The sequence below is a fragment of the Alteromonas sp. 1_MG-2023 genome, from assembly GCF_030547075.1.
Classification (GTDB): Bacteria; Pseudomonadota; Gammaproteobacteria; order Enterobacterales; family Alteromonadaceae; genus Alteromonas.
In genome coordinates this window covers 134,787-156,074 of record NZ_JAUOQH010000004.1, presented here as the reverse complement: position 1 = coordinate 156,074, position 21,288 = coordinate 134,787, and the positions used below count along the sequence as shown (strand labels likewise).

Below are 21,288 nucleotides of genomic sequence, written 5' to 3'. Positions count from 1 at the left end.
ACACCTTGAACAAGAGGGTTGGTGCGTTCACCTTAGAAATCTTCTGCAGCATGGATGCTGCCAGCAGAGGCCCCATGGATGGGTTCACGCCGTATTTCTAAGGTGAACGCACTAACCCTCGAACCAACCAAGGCTTGAAATTTCATTTTCTTTCGCTTTATACTGAATATAGTTACTTGTCGGAGTGCTCAACTGAATTAACCCAGTGAGCTGAGACCGCGAAAGCGGGATCCGTTGAACCTGATCAGGCTAATACCTGCGAAGGGAACAATAAAGTACAAAGTGGTAAGTCGTAAATTGTAGAAGTTAAACCATGTAGTATGGCAAGAATTTATCCTGCGGGATTTTGCCTGTAGTACCGGTCATGCTTTTGCGCCCTTTGTATTCTCTCCTCCACTCCTGACAAGCATTTTATAACCTAAACTAACAGGCGAAAATGCTATGTCGACTCGACGCGAACAGCGCCAACAGGCGCAAAACTTTATTAATCAATTGGCTGGTGAAGCCTACCCTAATTCTACTCGCCATTATGAAAAAGGCGAGACAGGCAGCCGCGACGATATTAACGTTGCCATGCGACTGATTCATCAGCACGACAGCTTAATAGGCGGCACCGAAGAAAACCCCATATTTGAAAGTAACCCACCCATTGGGGTTTACGATACGTCCGGCCCTTACGGCGACCCAGACGTCACCATTGACGTGCAAAAAGGGTTAGCGCCGCTACGAGGCAACTGGATTAAAGCCCGTGAAAATACGTACGAACTTGAAGGCGTATCGTCACGCTTTGCGAAACAGCGTGAGCAAGATATTGTCACCGAAGATTTTCGCTTCACCCGAACGCTAAAACCACGTAAAGCCCTTGAAGGTAAAAACGTGACACAGCTGCATTACGCTCGCCAAGGTATTATTACGCCCGAAATGGAATACATTGCTATTCGCGAAAACATGGGGCGTGATTCATCAAAAAAAGACGCATTAAAAGACAGCCCGCTAAGTCAGCAACATAAAGGTGAACACTTCGGCGCCAACCTGCCTTCGAACATTACCCCTGAGTTTGTTCGCCAAGAAGTGGCAGCAGGTCGCGCTATTATTCCTGCGAATATAAACCACCCTGAACTAGAACCCATGATTATTGGCCGCAACTTTTTGGTGAAGATTAACGCCAACATTGGTAACTCAGCAGTAACCTCGTCTATTGAAGAGGAAGTGGAAAAGCTGGTGTGGTCTACACGTTGGGGCGCCGATACCATTATGGATTTATCCACCGGCCGCAACATTCACGAAACCCGCGAATGGCTGCTTCGCAACAGCCCTATCCCCTTAGGTACTGTGCCCATTTACCAAGCCCTTGAGAAAGTAAATGGCGTAGCCGAAGACCTTACGTGGGAATTGTTTAAAGACACCCTTATTGAACAGGCCGAACAAGGGGTAGATTACTTCACCATTCACGCAGGCGTATTACTTGAATACGTGCCACTTACCGCAAACCGAGTAACGGGCATTGTGTCCCGTGGCGGCTCTATTATGGCCAAGTGGTGTTTAAGCCATCACAAGCAGAGCTTTTTGTACGAACGATTCCGCGATATTTGTGAAATTTGCGCCGCTTATGATGTGTCGCTTTCATTGGGCGACGGATTACGCCCAGGCAGCGTGGCCGATGCAAACGATGAAGCCCAGTTCTCTGAACTTCGTACCCTTGGTGAGCTAACTAAAATAGCGTGGGAATATGATGTTCAAGTTATGATTGAAGGCCCAGGGCATGTGCCAATGCACATGATTAAAGCCAATATGGAAGAGCAGTTAACCCATTGTCATGAAGCGCCTTTTTACACACTAGGCCCACTTACTACCGATATTGCCCCGGGCTACGACCACTTTACCTCCGGCATTGGTGCCGCCATGATTGGTTGGTATGGCTGCGCCATGCTTTGTTACGTTACCCCTAAAGAACATTTGGGCTTACCTAACAAAGAAGATGTAAAGCAGGGGCTAATTACCTACAAGATTGCGGCACATGCGGCCGACTTAGCCAAGGGCCACCCAGGTGCGCAAATTCGCGATAACGCCATGTCTAAAGCCCGCTTTGAGTTTCGTTGGGAAGACCAATTCAACTTAGCGCTAGACCCTCATACTGCCCGCGCCTATCACGATGAAACCCTACCGAAAGCGTCAGGTAAAGTAGCCCATTTTTGTTCTATGTGTGGCCCCAAATTTTGCTCTATGAAAATTTCACAAGAAGTGCGAGATGTAGCCAAAGCCAATCAGGAAAAAGGCATGCAAGACATGGCTACCGCCTTTAATAATTCTGGCGCTGCGCTATATCACGGTGCCGATACCAAGGTGCAACTGCCGTGAACGACGCTTCAATAAAAGGCACTGTTCGAGCTCACTTAGAGCCCGTTGTATGGGCTATTGGTGGCATAGATACAAGTGGAGGCGCGGGTATAACCCGCGACGCCATTACCCTTGCCGATATCAGTGTGCATGCATGCGTATTAACCACACAAGTTGCAAACCAATCACATTCGATAATGCGAAGCGCAACAGCGCTGAGTATCGATACGTTAAGTGAGCAATGGCAAGCGCTAGAAAGCGACCTTCCACCCAAGGCAATAAAAATTGGCGCAATTGCAAACTCTGCTCAAGCCCTGTTCTTGTGTGAGCATATGGCAAAAATAAAGCAGTACAAAAACACGGGCTGTTTTATTGTTTGGGACCCTGTATTGGTGAGTTCTTCAGGAGGTGTATTAAGTGAACTCAGCCAACAGAATATTGATGCGCTTATTGCGGCGGTGGATATTGTTACCCCTAACGTGAAAGAGTTAGCACAGATAACCGGCAGGCCTGTAAATTGTGAAAAGTCACTATTAGCCGCGGCACAGGCACTTATTGCCCGTGGCGCAAAGGCTGTTTACGTTAAAGGCGGCCATGCACATTGGCAAAGTACAGCGACGGATACTTTTGTATCTACGCAGGCGATTCGAATTTTTCAACAACCCCGAGATAACATGGGGAACCTTAGAGGCACTGGTTGCATGTTTGCTAGTGCCTTAGCAGGATTTGTGGCAAGCGATTATGATATTCAAGATGGGCTAACGCTGGCTAATGCATATCTACATAAAGTGCGTAACGCGTCAGTATTTTCAAGCAATTCTGTTTGTTCTGCCGACCATATACATTGTGCAGGATTAGTTGGCTTTCCTTTAACACCAGTACACTACCCGTCCGTTCGCTATGGCGATAACGACCCTATTCGGCATCAAACCCCTATGCACTTTCCCAGATTAACCGACACATCGTTAGGGATATACCCTGTGGTGAGCGACGTATCGCAATTGGAGATTCTGGTAAAAGCAGGCGCTGCAATTATTCAATTGAGAATAAAATTTGGCTCTCAGGAAGACAAGTCCATACAAATTGCTAGGGCTGTAGAGATTGTAAAGGACACGCCCTGCCAGTTATTTATCAATGATGACTGGGCGTTAGCCATTGAGCATGGTGCCTACGGCGTACATTTAGGGCAGGAAGATCTCGAAACGGCGAATTTAGAAGCCATCTCCCGTGCAGGGCTTAGGTTAGGTGTTTCTACCCATGGTTACTGTGAGCTTCAGCGCATTAAATGGCTAAACCCCTCTTACATTGCACTTGGCCATATATTTCCAACCACCACGAAAGACATGCCGTCGAAACCTCAAGGGCTCGACCGCCTATCACGTTACGTTCGTCTTTGTGCAGATATTCCTACGGTGGCCATAGGCGGTATTAATTTGTCACGAATTAACACGGTAGCCGGTACTGGCGTATCGGGTATTGCTGTTGTGCGTGCCGTTACGCAAGCAGACGACCCCGCTGCAGCATTTCACGATCTGTTGCGACAGATGAATGATGCCGAAGCCATAGATAACGTTAGTGACTCAACCATTGACGACAGTATTAACGCGGCCATTGACGAGCCTAGCACTTCGGTTCAACACGGGCTTAGCTATGAATAATGTGGATTTATCTAGCGACGACATCAGCCGTTACAGTCGCCAGTTACTGCTAGATGATATTGACGAAACGGGGCAAGCCAATATTAAACAAGCTTATGCAGTTGTCATCGGGCTAGGTGGCTTAGGCTCCTTGGTTGCACGTTACTTGGTGGGTGCAGGTATTGGCAAGGTATTACTGGTAGATAGCGACACTGTTGAAAAGAGTAATATTCATCGGCAAGTGCTGTTCAACCAAGACCATATTGGCCAGCACAAAACCCAAGCTAGCTATGCCCAATTGCGCCTTGTAAACCCCTACACCCAAATTGAATTGGCTGAGAATCAGGCAAATAGCAGTAACTTACCCTCGCTGATATCCGGCGCCCATTGTGTGCTTGATTGCAGCGACAACATCACTACCCGAAAAGCCATTAATGCCGCTTGCGTTAACCAGCGCACTGCACTTTTTATTGCCGCCGCCAGCCAGTACAGCTGGCAAGCGATAAACCTGCGTTGCAATGGGTCAGATAGTGGTTGTTATGCATGTCTATTAGCACAAACCACAGTACAAGAAGATTGTATGAGCCAAGGTATTTTAGGCCCTGTGGTAGGTATGGCCGCGTGCTTCCAAGCTACTCAAGCGCTGCTATATTTGGCAAGCACTAACGTCGAGTCTGGGGTAAACCCTGAGGCAAACCCTAGCGCCGAGCCTAAGGCCAACTCTGAGACCCAAAACACATGGGGCAAATACTACATTATGAATGCGGCCACCGCGCAGTTTCAGTCATTCTCACTTCCAGCCTACAAGCACTGCGAGGTATGCCAATGTCACAAATAAGTATTTCAATAAATGGCACACAGGTGACCTGTGCACCAAATACGTCGGTGTTAGCTTTTCTAACAACCCAAGGGTTAATTCAAGACATAAGCCAAGACATGATCCAAAACGGTATGGCTGTGGCTAAAAACGGCAGTATTTTAGCCAAGCCACTTTGGGCAAACAGCTCTTTACAACACAACGACAAGCTTGATGTTTTCACGCTTGTAGCAGGAGGGTAAATGCTTACCTTAGCTAATCAAAAATTTTCATCTCGTTTATTAATGGGCACAGGTAAATTTAGCTCGCCAAGCATAATGAAACGCAGCGTAAAAAGTGCCAAAAGCACCATGGTAACCTTAGCCATGAAGCGGCTTTCTGCGCACGTTGAGCACGATAATTCCTTAGCGCTATTAAGGGAATTAAACGTGACGCTTTTACCGAACACCTCTGGTGCCAAAAATGCGCAAGAAGCCATTTTTGCCGCTGAGTTAGCCTACGAAGTACTAGGTTCGCCTTGGGTAAAGTTAGAGATTCACCCCGACCAGCAACACCTATTACCTGATCCTATCGAAACGCTACGTGCCGCCGAAGTATTGGTGAAAAAAGGGTTCAATGTGCTGCCTTATTGCCATGCCGACCCTGTACTTTGTCGGCGATTAGAAGAAGTGGGCTGCGCGGCGGTTATGCCTTTAGGCGCACCTATTGGCACCAACCAAGGCTTACAAACGGCACTTTTTTTACGCATTATTATTGAACAAGCCAATGTGCCCGTTATTGTTGATGCGGGTATTGGTAAACCCAGCGAAGCCATGGCGGCTATGGAAATGGGTGCAGATGCCGTGTTGGTAAATACGGCTATTGCTACCGCGGCTAACCCTGTTGCCATGGCGAGCGCTTTTTCTAAAGCCGTTGAGATAGGCCGCAATGCCTATGAAGCGGGCATGCCCAACACACAGCAAGATGCACAACCTTCTAGCCCGTTAACCCAGTTTTTGGTGCAGGAGTAATTTAATCATGGGGATTGCAAGCACACTAATGTCGCAAGACTTATCGAATATCGCCCTTTCTATTCAAAGTAAAACCAACAAGCACGTAGAGCTAGCGTTAAGTAAAACCAGCCGTAACTTAGATGATTTCATGGCGTTAATTTCACCTGCTGCCACACCTTATATAGAAGAGATGGCTGCACAATCACAAATGCTAACCCGCGCCCGATTTGGCAATACTATGGGGTTATTTGTGCCGCTATACCTTGCCAATTTGTGTGCGAACGAATGCACATACTGCGGCTTCACTATGAGTAACAAAATAAAGCGCACCGTGTTGAATTTAAGCCAAATAGAAAGCGAGATAGACGCCATTACAGACATGGGGTTTTCACAAGTATTGCTGGTAACAGGAGAACACGAGAAAAAGGTGGGCATGCCTTATTTTAGTGAAATTCTGCCGGCAATAAGGGCCAAAGTGAGCAATGTCATGATGGAAGTGCAGCCGTTGCCACAAAAAGACTATGAAACCTTAAAGTTGTTAGGGGTGGACGCAGTGCTGGTTTACCAAGAAACCTATAACCCTCAAGAATACGCGCGATACCATACCCGAGGCAAAAAGCAGGATTTCTTATGGCGTTTACAGGCCAGCGATCGTATTGGCGCAGCAGGTATCGATAAAATAGGCATTGGTGCCTTATTGGGCTTAGGTGATTGGCGTACCGATAGTGTGATGACCGCCCTGCACGGTCAGCTTATTCAGCAGCATTACTGGCGAAGCCGAGTGGCCATTTCTTTCCCGCGATTACGACAGTGCGAAGGCAACACCAACGATTCAGCTAATTTACTCACCCAGCAGTTTCCTAACGAAACCCAATTATTGCAACTGATTTGCGCTCACCGCTTGTTTAACCCACAAGCCGAATTATCACTCTCTACCCGTGAGTCGGCGCGATTTCGCGATGGTGCGTTGCCATTAGGCATTACTACTATGTCGGCAGGGTCACAAACTCAACCAGGCGGTTATAGTGCGCCTTCAGAAGCGCTAAACCAGTTTGATATAGACGACATCCGCCCTGTAAATGCGGTAGCCGCGGCTATTGAAGCGAAAGGGCTGGAGCCTGTATGGAAAGATTGGATGGCTTTTAGCTAGCCATTTTGTAATTCTCTTTTTTAAAGGCGCGGTTATACTTATTTTTAGTCGTTAATTATGGTTATGACATTTTCTAATAATGGGAGATAAGCATTCTTTAGCCATACTTTAGGCATACTCATTGTTTCTAAGTTTTAATCCAAAAAGCCCTCGGTAAGCTACTATTACTAAGCAGCTTTGTTTTAACAGTGGGTGAAGGATGGCAATGAAGAATATCAATGTAAGAAGATTAGCGTTGGTCGCGGGGGTATTAACCCTTGGTACACTCACCGCCTGCGGCGATCATTCCAATTCAAAATCCCATGATCATGCCCAAAATGGAGCAGAAAAACAAAGTACAGCCGCTTCGCTCCCAACCATTACCGAATACTTTACTGATGACGTTACGATAAGCGACAGCCTGGTAGATTGCACATTAAGCGATGGAACCGAAACTCGCTGTTATATCGTTACTATGCCCGAAAATAGCGGTGTTGATATTGGCCACGACAAAGGCCCGTGGTGCCCACGTAATATTAGCGATACCGCTGAAGACGCAGGTATTTGGTTAAATGATAACGAAGTATACGATGCAGATGGTAACTTTATTGAAAACCTAGCCACCTTCTATAGTGATGACAATTGGCAGCTATTTAACCCTGAAACTGGCGAAGTTAAAGTGACCGATAGCAAAGATGCTTGCCTTGCTGCTGCGCGCCCCGATGTCGACCCAAAATATCAGAACTACTGCGTTGAATGCCAACCTGAATACGCAGAAGGTGTTGAACCACAAAAGTACCTCATTCCCGCTTACCCTGAAAAAGCCTCACGAATTACCCAATTCGACCCTCACGGTGGCGTAGGCCTTGCTTTCAACGGTATAAAGATGGATGCCCCCGCGCCAGTTGATGCCATATTAGGCGCCTATACCCTTGCCCCCTTTGATGACTGTGGCGGTCACGTGAACCCGCATGTGGGCTATCACTACCATGCAATGACCGAGTGCTCGTCAATTGATACTGCAATCTCTACTCACGGAAGAATGTTGGGTGTGGCGCTAGACGGTTTTGCTATTTTTGAACGCAAACACCCTGATGGACAAGTGCCTGATGATCTTGACGACTGTGGCGGGCATGCTATCGATGGTAGCGGAGGTGATGGACAAGAAGGAATTGGTTACCACTACCACGCAGGAGACGCTGGAAGTAACCAAATTTTGGCCTGCTTCAGCGCACCTCAAGGTTGCACTATTCAAGGTGATAGTATGCAGTGCGATGCCCAAAAAGGCCCTCCCGGGGGCGATCCTTTACGAGAGCAGCCTCCAAGTGAGTAGCGTCAGAGAAAGCGCCCACCAGAGGACACTTCTTAACAGGAAAAATGCATTAGTTTTTCTAACGTGAAAATTTAATAAATGTTTTTTGCGTTATACCAATTTTGCCTCTACAATCCGCGCAAATTTTAGCCAAGCTGGTCTATACATTAAATTACAGACTTGGCGTATCGCGCAGCCGCACTTTGCGGTTAATGCTTCCTTAGATTTTTAAAGTATATTTCCAAAGTAGGACAAGTCGTTGGACACAGTAGAATTTATTCAAATTCGGAGATTTATTGTTAAGCTTGGCAAAATGCTACATAAATACGGCACGCCTGCTTTTCGACTAGAAGCTTACTTGTTAGAAGTTGCCAGCTACTTGGGCGTACACGCTTCATTTATTTCTACTCCAACTTCATTAACTTTTGTTATTTGGAGTGACAGACACGAAGACGAATACAACCATGCATCTCGCCTACTGCCAGGCGATTTAGATATGAACGCATTATCGCTTACTGATGAACTAGCAGGTTCATTACTTTGTGGTGATTTAACGCTTGCCGAGGCAGATAAGCGCTTAGACGAAATAGACGCTATGGGTAGCCCTTATGGAAAGTGGCTCACTGGTGGCGCTTACGGTATGGCTACCAGTGCCTTTGCCATGCTAATGGGAGCAAGCTGGGCTGAAATTGGTTGGTCAGGGTTGTTAGGGCTACTTGCCTATGTATGGACGTTGTGGTCCCAGCGTTCTAAGCGGGTTAACTTAATGCTTGAACCCGCCACCGCCTTTATTGCCGCTTTGTTAACTTGTGCAATCGGTACTTATATCGACCCGGGTATTAACATTCCACTTATTGTACTTTCCTCGGTGATTGTATTTGTTCCTGGGCTTGCGCTTACCATGGGGCTTGCCGAACTTTCGTCACGCAATATGGTATCGGGCACGGCCCGCACCATGGACGCGGTAATGCAGTTATTTAAGCTTTATTTCGGTGCTTTTTTAGGGGTGTCGGCAGGCTTTAGCTTGTTTGGTGAAAACGTGTATCAACCGGCTGAGTCTTTACCTTATTGGGCAACGTGGTTATCGGTATTTTTATTATGTTTAGCGCTAGTGGCTATATTTCGCACCCGGGTTAAGCATATTCCGTGGGCAATGGCGGCGGCCTTTATCGCCTACAGTGCAACAGCGTGGAGCTCTGATTACATGAGCCAAGGTTTGGGGGCTTTCGTAGGTGCCTTCGCGCTAGGGCTTTTTGCCAATGCGTTCACCCGTATTGCAAATCAGCCTGCTACCATTGTGGCTATGCACGGGCTAATCGTATTAGTGCCGGGGTCTAAAACCTATATTGGGTTGAACTCATTTATTTCAGGCCAAGACTTTGTACAAGCCGATCATTTAGGCCAAGAAGTATTCTTGATTTTTATGTCGCTAGTAGCAGGGCTTATTTTCGCCAACGTGGTCATGCCAACTAAAAAAGCGCTGTAGTATATTGCAACAGAGCATTGAAGCTGAGTATCGGTATTGGGTATCGGTACGGGGTATTAGCACAGAAAATTAGTACTAAAAATTAGAGCTGAGAAATAGAGCTGGGCACAGTTGACCAAATTTCAATTCGTATTCATACACTTAGAAAACTCGGATAAGAATAACAGCGTTATTAATAACGCTGTTATTTATCTTTTTTCAATAGCTTCATTTTAATAGCTTCATTAATGCCTTTCCTAAACGCACATTAAGCGCCCCTGCGGCAACGGCTTCAGCAGAATTTTCCATAAATTTAGCACTTAATGAACCACCAATTTGATTGGCAACTTCATCGGTGGCCAAATCAAATACCCCCTGCGCGGCAATATTTTGGGCAAGTACGCCCAAAAGTTTCCAATTACCTATCGTGCCAGGTCGAAGGCCATAAATTTTCGCCATACGCCTTATGGTACGAAAACTTATCCACATCACAGCAAAGGTTTGAATTAGATTATTTGGGCTAATAAATGCCAAACTTCCAGCCGTAACTGATTCTTTGTTTAATACTTTTTGGGCTTTTTGCTGCACTGCATTAAGCACGGTATCTTGATAAAGCCCCAAGCGCTCTTTAGCTGTCATGTCATCATTCAGCTGCTTTTGGTAGGTGCTAAAACAATGTGCAGCGTATGACGATGACGTAAAACGACTACCATGACGGTTAAGTACTTTATCTACGGTATCAACACTATCTTCGCCAGTTAGCGAGGCGATACTTTGCCCATCATCAATGGCCTTATTGATTTGCTTATAGCCACGCCATTCTCGAAAGCTTAAATAACTAAAACACGCAACAAAACCGCTTAAGAACACTGCCAATACTGTGCTGGCTATAGGATGCTCGGCTGCACTGGCCGTCAGGGTGGTGTAGGCATCAAATACAAAGAAGCCAATAATGGACAACACACCGAACCCTAGGGTAAGCCCTCCGGTAGAAATACGCGCTTTGGCACTGTCCATTTGCCATTCAGCAGTATCCGTTTTTGCCGGCATTTTAGTATCTGGCGGCGTAATATCAAGACGCTGCTGTACCACTTTGGCCCGATAGGCTGGCGCAGCTGTACTTGTTGGTTTCTCGATATCTTTATACATCGAGCTTTGTTCATCGACCGAGCTTTGTTCGCTCATCGAGCCTTGCTTATTCATTGGAAACTCCTTCGGCCAGTAAGAATTGGAGTAATCTGTCCAATCCTCTGCCGGATAATATTCGTGCCATATAGTCTTGCGGCACTTGGGTGTTCAATACAGGAAAGTGTGCATCTGCTTCCATGGCTTTAAGTGAAGCGGGAACGGGCTCAAACATAGCTTCAACATAGCCATTTTCAGTATCTTGATAGCGTAATGCGTTTGGCGTACTGCCTTCATCAGTCACTTGGATTGCTGATACTAAAAAATGCTCAAACTGAATGGGTTTATCAACAAACCGAGCTCGGGCGCCTTCGGTGACATGTCTTAATAACGATAACAAGTTTTCACGTTCAGATACCGGAATTAAGTCGGCTTTAGTGGCTACAAAAGCGACTTTACCAATTGCCTCTTTGCGCATTACATTGCGTGTAAACCAACCCGCTTGGCCATACACAAAAGTGTCAGCTAGATGACTGAGTGTTTCTTTTAATTGATACAAATGCTGGCGGCTGTGATTTAAGCCTTCAAACAAGTCCACCAAGATAATTTGTTTATCCGTTTCCCGAAATACAGACTGCTTTAACGGCGTTAACCAGTCTTTTTGAAACGCTGAAAAGTGGCTTTCAAATGCTTTGTACCAAGGGTGAGATACATCGCTGGTGATGCTTGATGGTAACGGTGCAAAACCGAGTTGCTGCCAGTCAAAATCACTTGAATCTAGTAAGAAACTGCCAGGTTGTAGCAGGGAGATTCCGTTTTGTTTAGCAGTCACTAAATAACGTCGGTAGGCACTTACAAGTTCGTTAATGCTGGCCGGCGTGGGCGGTTGTTCGAAATCAAAGGCATTCACTACCGCCTTCCACTCATTCGCAAAATGCTGCTGCGGCCCACTGCTTAATTGTGCCCATGCAGAATCAGACCACTGGGCATAGGTTTTACCCAACATGGGGATATCGGTTATCCACTCCCCTGGGTAGTCGATAAACTCAAAAACAATATCCGTATGGGGCAGCACGTGGCGCTTAATACTGGTGGTTTGTGTTAACCGCACGATAAGTTTAAATCCATACGCTTCTTCTGTAGCGGCAGGCCAGTTACCTGATGCCAGTGCATCCATGTTTTCTTCAAGAGGAAAAGGTTTGTACCCCTCTATGGGTTCAATTCGCATGAACTCCACTTGCGACGGTGGCAAGTACCTTAATAGCGGTAGACAGGCGTAGCCATCTTCACTACGACTTTTCAGCATGGTCATTAAGCTGGTAAACAACATAGATTTACCGCTTCGACTTAAGCCCGTAATAGTAAATCTATGGGTTTCTTTACTGAAAATATCAGATAAGGTTTCCCCCGACGCAGACGCCGCTGACCGCACCTTTTCAAATAAAGAAGACAAACTGTTTTGCATGGGTAACCCGTTTCCTTTTATTCACACGTAGGCATGTGCTGCTTTACATAATGTGGTCATTATTTGATGTAAGACAAGTATATTGCACGTTTTGTTACAACTTACACCATTTCGCCATAATCTATATTGACCCATATATGGCGCGGTGGCATATATGATTATATGCATATTAAAATCTTTGTACTTGTGCTTAGTCTTTGTATTCAATAATCAAAAGGTAAAAAAAATGAGCAAGTCATACCCAGATATTACTAAACGCATTTCAGATAACATGAAGTCTCTTCGTGCTGGCATACCCGACACCATGCAAGGGTTTTCGGCCATGGCGAAAGCGGCAACTCAAGACGGCGCGCTAGATAAAAAAACCAAAGAGCTCATTGCATTAGCCATTGGCATTTCAACGCGGTGCGACGGCTGTATTGGCTTTCACGTAAAAGCACTGGTTGATTTAGACGTAACGAAAGAAGAGTTAGAAGAGACTTTAGGAATGGCCATTTATATGGGTGGCGGCCCCTCACTGATGTACGCTGCCGATGCTATGTTAGCCTACGAGCAATTTACCCAAGGGTAATATACGTTATACGAACATAGTGTGCTGTCTTGCCTCTAAGCGGCTGCGGCTATAGCGCTTTACATACGGCCGCTTTAGCACTTTTGCAATATGCACTTTTACTGAACCCACTAATGCTGAGCGGTTTTGCCAAACAGCTTCCGATTGATTCGGTTTTTGGCTGAATGCCAGTGATTCTTTGGCAGGGTTGGCGCATTCTCGATAACGTGGTCAAAGGGAATATCAACCAACTGTACCGGTGCCACATGAGCGCAGAAAATCGTTTCTATCGACGACTGAGCAATGCGTTGTAACGACTTCCGGTACTGATTTGGATGACATAGAGGATAAGGTGGTACTAACTCACCTTTTACCTTCACCAGCAAATCCGCAACATACGCTTGCCGGGTAGGCTTGTGCATAATGCTAATGTCGTGATCGGTGTGCCCAGGCGAATAAAGCACTTTCCATTCATTGAATAGGGGTAGGCTTTGCTCGTCTTCAAGCAAAATATCAGCCCGTAACACAGGGTTATACCAAATACTTTCACGTTGCTTTCCAATGCGATTAGCCACCCACCACGTTAGCCCTAAATCAATAACGTGGGATGCTCTTCCCATGAATCCTGTATACCAATTCTTTGCTTTTGGGTGCGCTGCAATGGGAGCACCTGTTAACGCTTTTAGTCGAACTGCACCACCCGCATGATCGGGGTGCATATGTGTCACTACGATCAGTTTTAAATCACTTAATGGGCGGCACAAGGTATCAGTTATAAATTGGCTCACCGTTTCCACATCTGCACGGCTACACCCATCTAGTAGCAGTAAGCCGTGCTCATGCTCTGCAAGGTAGATATGCTGAATATAACCAGAAATGGTGTGAAGCTTCATTAAGGTACTCGCGATATTGAAATTGTTGCTTGTGATTGGCATACAGCATGTCAGTTATAAGCAACGAATCAGAAATACTAGCAAACATTACATAAAACGACAATATCAGGCGAACAATTGTAATACGAGAGATTTAAGCCACATTAACCCAGGCTCACCTTCTTGATGTTGATGCCAGTACAGGTGGGTTTCCAATGCAGGTAACTCGAAAGGCAATGCGGCAATACTTAAACTGTCATCTGCAAGTGCATTGGCAATCGAACCGGGTAAAGTTAACAATGCAGCCGTGTTCGCGGTTACCTCAGCCGCGGCTCGATAGTTTTGGCACCGCCACAGCGAAGGCCGGCTTATGCCCAATTGTTGTAGGGCGATTTCCTCTACTGATGCTCCTTTTATTCGGTTCGACACCGTAATATGACGCGCCTCTAAATACGCTTCTGCACTCAAGCTGTCTCGCAATGGATGTTTAGTATTCATTAGCACCGCGTAGTTATCACGGGTAAGTAGGCAATGTTCAACCGGCGCTGAAATAGGCCTACCTATATCTACAACCAAATGTAAATTACGATTGCTTAAATCGGCCACCATGGTGTCACGATTTAATCGCGCACTGACGATTTCAACATTAGGCGCATGCACTTCTAGTTTTGCCAATAGCGCAGGTAATACACTGAGCTCCAGAGATTCCTGCATAGCAATAACAAAGCGCTGATGGCTGTGAGCTGGATTAAAAACAGTAAATTCACTTAATGCACGGCGAATATTGGCCAACGCTTCAAGTATTTGAGGTGCTAAACGTTCGCAGGCGGCGGTAGGCAACATGTGATTTTTTTCACGCGCAAATAGTGGGTCACCAAGAATTTCGCGAAACCGTCGCATGGCATGGCTAACGGCTGATGGGGTAATATGCAGTGACTCAGCGGCATGGGTCATGTTGCGCTGTTGCCACAAAGCTTCAAACACTTTGAGCAAGTTTAAGTCTAACTTTTCAAACTGCCGATTATCATGCATAAAGAATCATCCTTTCATACCCACAATCTTCAAATTAAAAACAACACAAAGAAAGGCTCAATGGCACACCCGCCATAATGAATAAAATTCACAATACTACGAGACCAAGTTTCATTTCATTCATTCTAATAACTAAACTACTCTATAGCTATCAAATTTATTACCCATCGCATTTACGCTAATAACCGCTGGTTAAACACCCGAGGATAGTCATGGATTTTTCGCACAACGATAAAACAAACGCCCTACTCGAAAAACTTGATGCATTTATTGCTGAGCATATCGAGCCGATTGAAAACGAAGTTTATGATTTTCATCACAAAGAGAACCATCATGGTGATTGGAAAAAGTGGAAGTTACACCCAGGTACCGAGGCACTAAAACAAAAAGCCCGCGAGGCAGGGTTAGCCAATTTGTTTTTACCTGATGCTGAGCTGGGTAAAGGGCTCACCACACTAGAGTATGCCCCTATGGCTGAACGCATGGGTAGGTATCAGTTTGCTCCTGAAATTTTCAATTGTAATGCGCCAGATACGGGCAATATGGAAGTGCTTTATCACTTCGGGAACGAAGCCCAAAAAGCCAAATGGCTAACCCCCCTGCTAGCAGGCGAAATACGCTCTGTGTTTGGCATGACTGAGCCCGATGTAGCCTCTTCAGATGCTACTAACATGGCGGCGACCATTATTGAAGATGGCGATGATGTGGTGATCAACGGTAAAAAATGGTGGTCTACTGGCTTAGGTCATCCTAATGCTGCGTTTACTATATTTATGGGCTTATCTAATCCTGAAAACGATAAACACAGCCGCCATAGCATGGTAATTGTTCCGCTAGATACACCGGGAATTACGGTTACCCGCATGCTTGATGCTTATGGCGATTACGATGCACCTTATGGCCATGGTGAAATGCATTTTGATAATGTGCGCGTAAGCAAAGAAAATCTGGTGATGGGGCTAGGTAAAGGCTTTGCTATTGCTCAAGGTCGCTTAGGTCCAGGTCGTATCCACCACTGCATGCGAGCTATCGGCATGGCTGAAAAGTCACTTGAACTTGCCCTTAAACGTGGTCACGAACGGGTCGCTTTTGGTAAGCCTATTATTCGTTTAGGCGGAAATTTAGAGCGTGTTGCTGAAGCCCGTATGGCCATAGAACAAGCAAGATTGCTAACCCTTCATGCCGCATGGAAGATAGACAACCTTGGGGTAAAACACGCCATGACAGAAATATCTGCTATAAAAGTGGTGGTACCTAATATGCTGCAATCGGTAGTAGATATGGCACTTCAAATCCACGGTGGTGCCGGCATGTGCAGTGACTTCCCATTAGCGCGATTTGCTGCAGGCGCTCGGGCACTTCGATTGGCCGATGGCCCTGATGAAGTACACAAAGGCATGGTGTCTCGCATAGAGCTTAGAAAATATCAGTAAGCGCTGTTGGTCACGCTATAGTAATCACTTTAGCGTGACCTAACTTAAACTGATTACGCCATGCTACCCACGGTGCTTTTGAAGCGGCGCAGAGCAATATAATAAAATACCCCCCCAATAACAGTTAACGCAATAAGTTGAGGGTACACCACACTTAGCCCAGCTCCTCTGTACAGCACACCTTGTGATGCCATAACAAAGTGAGTATTAGGCGCAATAAGCATAATATTTTGGATTAAGTCAGGCATACTTTCTCTTGCTGTTACACCACCAGAAAGCAGCTGAAGAGGCAGTAACACTAAAATAAGCAATAATCCGAACTGGGGCATAGACCGCGCAATGGTGGCCATGAATATACCTAAACTACTCACCGCAAACAGGTGAATAGCTACCGCCACCATAAATAACCACACATCGCCATTAATCGGAACGCCTAAAACATATTGAATGACAACATACACCGACATGAGTGTAGCCAACCAAACCACCAGCAACGTGGCCGCTATTTTCGATAGCATAATTTCACTGCTTGATACGGGCATTGCCAATAAGTGCTCTACCGTGCCCCGCTCTTTTTCTCGAATAAGCGCCGCCCCAGATAAAATAATGGCAATCATAGTCACCGCATTAATAAGCTCCATCACAGAGCCAAACCAGAAACTTTCTAAGCCTGGGTTAAACCGCGCTCGCATAATTAAGTCTACTGTGTAGCTGGTTTCTGACTTATACCCAGCCACATAGGCAGCCACTTCCTCGCCGATAATTTCAGTAATATAACCATTGCCAGTAAACGCCTGGCTAATTCGGGTAGCATCCACGTTAACTTGCACATCAGGTACCGACCCTTTCATTACATCCTTTTCAAATTCAGGGGGTATGGTCACGACAAAGGTGTACTTGCCTGTATCTAAGCTGGGGTTCACCTCTTGTTCTGTAATAATGTCGGGAGTTAAGAAATAGGGAGGCACAAAGCCGTCTATTACCCGATAAGAAAGCTGTGAACGGTCGTGATCTACAAATGCAATTGGCGCATTATGCAAAGACTCAGGTACCGCTGTGGCCGCGGTATAAATGTTTAAGGTGAATACATAAAAAATAAGCACCAACATCACAGGGTCGCGTAGTAAGCTCCACAACTCTTTTACACTAAGGTGCAATACATTATTAAGTTTCATGACTTAGCGCTCCTGCTTCTTAAGTAGCACCACTGACAACCAAAGGGTAATGGGAATGCTAATCACTATGACGAAAACCGCGAAATCTAATGAACCAAAGCTCAGCCCTTTACTAAAAATGCCCCGACTGGCCAATAAGAAGTAACTTATGGGGTGCACTTCGCCAATGATTTTACCTGCGCCCTCTAGTGCTGAAACCGGCGTGATCATGCCTGCAAATTGAACCGAGGGCACCATGGTGCCAATGGTGGTAAGTAGAATGGCGGCAATTTGGCTATTAGTAAAAACAGATGCCAGCAAACCAAAACTGGTGGAAAAGCTCACAAACAATAATGCGATAATGGAAAACGCGAACACATCACCTTTAAGGGGTATATTGAAAAAATATACCGCCACGAGTACCAGTAAGATAAAGCTGACAAAAGAAGTCATAATGTAAGGCAGTTGTTTACCTACCAAGAACTCCAATTTTGATACCGGGGTTACATACAAATTAATGATTGAGCCGAGCTCTTTTTCTCGCACCACGGCTAATGAAGTAAGCAACGCCGGTATCATCAGCAATAACATTGGAATAACCGCAGGTACAATGGCCACTAGGCTTTTAATATCGGGGTTATACAAATAGCGAGACTGCACATCGACAAGCGAGGTAGAAGTGGTCGTGCTCATCAGAGAAGCTTGTTCTAACAACCAGGTTAAGTGAATGCCTTCAACATAACCTTCAATGGTTTCGGCTCTAGAGGGCATCGAGCCATCTATCCATGCGCCAATTTCTACTTCTTCACCTTTATGTAGCTTTTGACCAAAATCAGGTGGTATTTCGATGGCAAGTGACAACTCACCACTTTTCATGCGCCTGTCCATATCTTCATAGCTCGTGATATCAGGCTGAGTAATGAAATACCGCGAACCCGCAAGGCTATTGGTGTATTGCTCACTAATGGCCGACTTATCACGGTCGAAGACCGCGTACTGTAAGTCTTCAACATCCATGGTGATACCATAACCAATCACCACCATTAGCACGATAGAACCCAAGAATGCCATGGTTAAGCGAATAGGATCGCGCATTAACTCCAGCGTTTCACGGGTCGCATAACTCATTAAACGTTGTAGCGACTGCTTGTAGCGGTCAGTTTTTGCTTCTGAGCGACTCGAGTTCGAATATACTCTTGGGCTCGGCAAGCTTTCTTTCTTGCCCTCGGCCTCCCCACTTTGAGCCTTTTCACTTTGAGTAATGTCTTTACTTGGCTGCGCGGCTTCTAAGTAGGCGATAAACGCTTCTTCTAATGTAGAAGCTTGTTTGTGGGCCACAATGGCCGCCGGCGAATCGGTTACTAGCACCTTGCCTGCGTGCATAAGCGAAATGCGATCGCACCTTGCCGCTTCGTTCATAAAGTGCGTGGAAATAAAGATAGTCACTCCATCTTCCCTGGCTAAGCTAATCAGCAAGCGCCAGAAGTTATCCCTTGCGATAGGATCAACCCCGGATGTGGGTTCATCTAGAATCAGTACTTCAGGTTTGTGTACCATGGCCACTGCCAACGACAACCGTTGACGCAACCCTAACGGTAGCGATGCGGGCAACGCATCTTTGTGATGACTTAATGAAAAACGCTCAAGCATCTCTTGCACGCGCGCCTCTCGCTGCTTGCTATCTTGCGTATTGCCCTGGGTAAATAGCCGCGCGTGTAATACCAAATTTTGCTCAACGGTAAGCTCGGTATACAAGGAAAAGCTTTGTGACATATAGCCCACGCGGTATCGCGTGGCAATGTCGTTCGGATCTAACACACTGCCTAACATCCATGCTTCGCCAGACGTTTGTGGCAATAACCCGGTTAGCATTTTCATGGTGGTAGATTTACCGCAGCCGTTCGACCCCAGAAAACCAAATATCTCGCCTTTTTGAATAGAAAAACTCACGTTATCTACCGCAGTAAAATCACCAAACTTCATGGTGAGGTTTTTCGCCTCTATGGCAATAGGCGCGTGAGCACTGTCATCTATGGGAGTAATAACAACGGGCAGGTGTTTGCGTCTTATCGATTCGGGCAATAATGCAATAAATGCCGATTCTAGATTATCGGTTTGGGTTTTCGCTAGCAGCTCTTGCGGCGTACCCGTAGCGAGTACCTTGCCATCATTCATGGCAATAAGGTGTTCAAATTGCTGCGCTTCATCCATATACGCAGTAGCAACCAGCACGGTTAAGTCCGATTGCGCTTTACCAGCGCCACCTTTTCGAATATCGGCGATTAGGCGCCAAAACTGACTGCGCGCTAACGGATCTACGCCTGTTGTAGGCTCATCTAAAATCAGTAACTTAGGGTCGTGAATAAGGGCGCAGCATAAGCCTAATTTTTGCTTCATGCCGCCAGATAACTTGCCCGCAGGGCGAGATAAAAAAGGAAACAACCCAGTACGCTTGGTTAAATTATCGATACGTTTGCGGCGTTCGGCGCGCCCATGCCCAAATAGCTTGGCGAAAAACTGTAAGTTTTCTTCCACCGACAAGGTGGGATATAAATTTTTACCCAAGCCTTGTGGCATGTAAGCTATATCAGCGCAAATGGCTTTTCGGTGGGCCCGCTCTCGCATGTCTCCGTCAAGTACATTAAGTGAGCCTTGCTGCAAAGCCCGCTCACCAGCAATTAGCGATAGTAAGGTAGATTTTCCTACGCCATCAGGCCCAATAAAACCTACCGTTGCACCGCGTGGAATTCGAAGTGAAATATTAGCGATGGCGGTAGTTGATTTGTAGTGAACCGTCAGACCTTCGCAGGTAATGACGTCTTTCATAGCGCGACCAATTCAGGCACTTCACTTGGCCACGCTGCGCTATCATCAAGCTTCACCCATACTACGCCAGGCAGGCCTGTTTTTACTTTCTCGATATGTTTTTGAAGCAAGTCTTTTGGTATTTGCGCTTTTACTCTGAACATCAGCTTTTCTCGCTCGCTTTGCGTTTCAACTGAGCGAGGGGTAAATTGCGCGACATCTGCCACGTAAGAAATACTGGCAGGAATAGAAATATCCGATGCAGCATCTAAAACAATGCGCGCTTCAGAGCCAATAGAAAGTCGCCCTACTTGAGTCGCTGGCAAATAAAACGTCATATAAACATTGGTTAAATCTACAAGACTTAGCACTCGGCCACCTGCAGCAACCACTTCACCAGGTTGCACAACACGGTATTGAATACGCCCGTTGCGCGGGGCTTTTAATAACATATCGTCTATTTCAGATTCTATTTGCGCAATAGTGGCGTCACTAGCTGTTACCGCTGCTTTGGCTGAGGAATACTGCGACTTTGATGCTTCTATGGTCGCGTCTGCCGCAGCAAGTCTGGCCGACGCGGCATTCACGGCCGCTTTCGCACTTTCTACCGTGGTTAAATTGTCTTCCGCCAATTGCTTCGACACGGCGCCGGTTTTAGAGAGCTCATTGGTACGTCTAGCGTGAGCTTCCGCTGCTTTTAACTCTGCTTCGGTTTGCAACAACGCTGCCTCTAGCGCTACTTTTTCACTTTCTCTCTGCGCAATCGCCATATTCGCTGCCGCTACTGCACTTTGCGCTTGCACGCGCTGAGCATTAGCTTGGCGAAGCTGACCTTTGATTGTTGTGGTATCTAGCTTGGCAACTAACATGCCTTCATCCACCTGTTCGCCTTCATCCACAAGAATAGTTTCTACTCGGCCGGCGACCTTGGCGGCGATCCCAATTTCAATCGCTTCAATTCGGCCATTGCTCGACACAACATCGTCAAGTTCAGTGCCACTGAAGAAGGCTCGATAGCCAAGTACCAGTAATAGAATTAATAAAAAAACCAAAACAAAAGGGGTCTTCTTCACTGTCTTCACGGCAATGCTTCCTTAAAAATAACCAATATTTACTGGAGGGAGTGGTGACAAAGTTGCTGAAACTGCCACAGCGACAGCTAG

At 46.2% G+C, this 21,288-nt stretch carries 17 protein-coding genes and 1 riboswitch; of the genes, 10 read left to right on the top strand and 7 right to left on the bottom strand.

Annotated features, from left to right (window positions below; genetic code table 11):
- The first annotated feature begins 170 nt into the window (after positions 1–170).
- Positions 171–284: riboswitch (TPP riboswitch) on the top strand.
- Positions 285–441: 157 nt separating this feature from the next.
- The 8 genes from thiC (at position 442) to Q4561_RS05765 (ending at position 9,710) form a co-directional block, all read left to right on the top strand.
- A complete protein-coding gene (gene thiC, locus Q4561_RS05800; RefSeq protein ID WP_303458280.1) occupies positions 442–2,358 on the top strand; it encodes a phosphomethylpyrimidine synthase ThiC in 1,917 nt (638 codons plus the stop codon).
- Positions 2,355–3,995, top strand: coding sequence for a thiamine phosphate synthase (gene thiE, locus Q4561_RS05795; protein WP_303458278.1), 1,641 nt, complete (start codon positions 2,355–2,357; stop codon positions 3,993–3,995). Before thiC ends, thiE begins: the two co-directional genes overlap by 4 nt.
- Positions 3,988–4,812, top strand: coding sequence for a HesA/MoeB/ThiF family protein (locus Q4561_RS05790; protein WP_303458277.1), 825 nt, complete (start codon positions 3,988–3,990; stop codon positions 4,810–4,812). Before thiE ends, Q4561_RS05790 begins: the two co-directional genes overlap by 8 nt.
- On the top strand, positions 4,800–5,033 hold the full coding sequence (thiS, locus tag Q4561_RS05785) for a sulfur carrier protein ThiS (protein WP_303458276.1): 234 nt from the start codon (positions 4,800–4,802) through the stop codon (positions 5,031–5,033). Before Q4561_RS05790 ends, thiS begins: the two co-directional genes overlap by 13 nt.
- On the top strand, positions 5,034–5,801 hold the full coding sequence (locus Q4561_RS05780) for a thiazole synthase (RefSeq protein WP_303458275.1): 768 nt from the start codon (positions 5,034–5,036) through the stop codon (positions 5,799–5,801).
- A gap of 7 nt (positions 5,802–5,808) precedes the next feature.
- Positions 5,809–6,933 carry a 2-iminoacetate synthase ThiH gene (gene thiH, locus Q4561_RS05775; protein ID WP_303458273.1) on the top strand — a complete coding sequence of 375 codons (1,125 nt, stop codon included), beginning with the start codon at positions 5,809–5,811 and terminating at the stop codon, positions 6,931–6,933.
- A 205-nt stretch (positions 6,934–7,138) separates the two neighbouring features.
- Positions 7,139–8,245: a YHYH protein gene (locus Q4561_RS05770; protein WP_303458272.1), complete on the top strand. Its 1,107-nt coding sequence runs from the start codon at positions 7,139–7,141 to the stop codon at positions 8,243–8,245.
- A 238-nt stretch (positions 8,246–8,483) separates the two neighbouring features.
- Entirely contained in the window at positions 8,484–9,710 is a 1,227-nt protein-coding gene (locus Q4561_RS05765) for a threonine/serine exporter ThrE family protein (RefSeq protein ID WP_303458270.1), read from the top strand.
- Positions 9,711–9,917: 207 nt separating this feature from the next.
- Here Q4561_RS05765 and Q4561_RS05760 read toward each other — a convergent pair whose 3' ends face one another.
- The gene (locus Q4561_RS05760) at positions 9,918–10,892 is read right to left on the bottom strand and encodes a YcjF family protein (RefSeq protein WP_303458269.1); all 975 of its coding nucleotides are present in this window, start codon (positions 10,890–10,892) and stop codon (positions 9,918–9,920) included.
- Positions 10,885–12,279, bottom strand: coding sequence for a YcjX family protein (locus Q4561_RS05755; RefSeq protein ID WP_303458268.1), 1,395 nt, complete (start codon positions 12,277–12,279; stop codon positions 10,885–10,887). Before Q4561_RS05755 ends, Q4561_RS05760 begins: the two co-directional genes overlap by 8 nt.
- A 226-nt stretch (positions 12,280–12,505) precedes the next feature.
- On the opposite strand from Q4561_RS05755, the gene Q4561_RS05750 reads away from it, so the two are divergent.
- Positions 12,506–12,850, top strand: a complete 345-nt coding sequence (locus Q4561_RS05750; RefSeq protein WP_013786104.1) for a carboxymuconolactone decarboxylase family protein — start codon at positions 12,506–12,508, stop codon at positions 12,848–12,850.
- 110 nt (positions 12,851–12,960) lie between these two features.
- On the opposite strand, the gene Q4561_RS05745 is transcribed toward Q4561_RS05750, so the two are convergent.
- A complete protein-coding gene (locus Q4561_RS05745) occupies positions 12,961–13,722 on the bottom strand; it encodes an MBL fold metallo-hydrolase (protein ID WP_303458265.1) in 762 nt (253 codons plus the stop codon).
- Positions 13,723–13,827: 105 nt separating this feature from the next.
- Entirely contained in the window at positions 13,828–14,733 is a 906-nt protein-coding gene (locus tag Q4561_RS05740) for a LysR family transcriptional regulator (protein WP_303458263.1), read from the bottom strand.
- A 212-nt stretch (positions 14,734–14,945) separates the two neighbouring features.
- On the opposite strand from Q4561_RS05740, the gene Q4561_RS05735 reads away from it, so the two are divergent.
- Positions 14,946–16,166: an acyl-CoA dehydrogenase family protein gene (locus tag Q4561_RS05735; RefSeq protein ID WP_303458262.1), complete on the top strand. Its 1,221-nt coding sequence runs from the start codon at positions 14,946–14,948 to the stop codon at positions 16,164–16,166.
- Positions 16,167–16,219: 53 nt separating this feature from the next.
- Here Q4561_RS05735 and Q4561_RS05730 read toward each other — a convergent pair whose 3' ends face one another.
- The 3 genes from Q4561_RS05730 to Q4561_RS05720 are packed head-to-tail and all read right to left on the bottom strand — an operon-like array spanning position 16,220 to position 21,207.
- Complete coding sequence (locus tag Q4561_RS05730; RefSeq protein WP_303458261.1) at positions 16,220–17,341, bottom strand: ABC transporter permease; 1,122 nt, start codon at positions 17,339–17,341, stop codon at positions 16,220–16,222.
- 3 nt (positions 17,342–17,344) lie between these two features.
- Positions 17,345–20,146, bottom strand: a complete 2,802-nt coding sequence (rbbA, locus tag Q4561_RS05725) for a ribosome-associated ATPase/putative transporter RbbA (RefSeq protein ID WP_303458260.1) — start codon at positions 20,144–20,146, stop codon at positions 17,345–17,347.
- A complete protein-coding gene (locus Q4561_RS05720; protein ID WP_303458259.1) occupies positions 20,143–21,207 on the bottom strand; it encodes an HlyD family secretion protein in 1,065 nt (354 codons plus the stop codon). Before Q4561_RS05720 ends, rbbA begins: the two co-directional genes overlap by 4 nt.
- Positions 21,208–21,288: the final 81 nt, after the last annotated feature.

Excerpts from the sequence above, each read along its gene's own strand:
- thiC (WP_303458280.1), top strand. The coding sequence starts at position 442 with ATGTCGACTCGACGCGAACAGCGCCAACAGGCGCAAAACTTTATTAAT.
- Q4561_RS05790 (WP_303458277.1), top strand. The coding sequence starts at position 3,988 with ATGAATAATGTGGATTTATCTAGCGACGACATCAGCCGTTACAGTCGC.
- thiS (WP_303458276.1), top strand. The coding sequence starts at position 4,800 with ATGTCACAAATAAGTATTTCAATAAATGGCACACAGGTGACCTGTGCA.
- Q4561_RS05780 (WP_303458275.1), top strand. The coding sequence starts at position 5,034 with ATGCTTACCTTAGCTAATCAAAAATTTTCATCTCGTTTATTAATGGGC.
- thiH (WP_303458273.1), top strand. The coding sequence starts at position 5,809 with ATGGGGATTGCAAGCACACTAATGTCGCAAGACTTATCGAATATCGCC.
- Q4561_RS05770 (WP_303458272.1), top strand. The coding sequence starts at position 7,139 with ATGAAGAATATCAATGTAAGAAGATTAGCGTTGGTCGCGGGGGTATTA.
- Q4561_RS05760 (WP_303458269.1), bottom strand. The coding sequence starts at position 10,892 with ATGAATAAGCAAGGCTCGATGAGCGAACAAAGCTCGGTCGATGAACAA.
- Q4561_RS05755 (WP_303458268.1), bottom strand. The coding sequence starts at position 12,279 with ATGCAAAACAGTTTGTCTTCTTTATTTGAAAAGGTGCGGTCAGCGGCG.
- Q4561_RS05750 (WP_013786104.1), top strand. The coding sequence starts at position 12,506 with ATGAGCAAGTCATACCCAGATATTACTAAACGCATTTCAGATAACATG.
- Q4561_RS05745 (WP_303458265.1), bottom strand. The coding sequence starts at position 13,722 with ATGAAGCTTCACACCATTTCTGGTTATATTCAGCATATCTACCTTGCA.
- Q4561_RS05740 (WP_303458263.1), bottom strand. The coding sequence starts at position 14,733 with ATGCATGATAATCGGCAGTTTGAAAAGTTAGACTTAAACTTGCTCAAA.
- Q4561_RS05735 (WP_303458262.1), top strand. The coding sequence starts at position 14,946 with ATGGATTTTTCGCACAACGATAAAACAAACGCCCTACTCGAAAAACTT.
- Q4561_RS05730 (WP_303458261.1), bottom strand. The coding sequence starts at position 17,341 with ATGAAACTTAATAATGTATTGCACCTTAGTGTAAAAGAGTTGTGGAGC.
- rbbA (WP_303458260.1), bottom strand. The coding sequence starts at position 20,146 with ATGAAAGACGTCATTACCTGCGAAGGTCTGACGGTTCACTACAAATCA.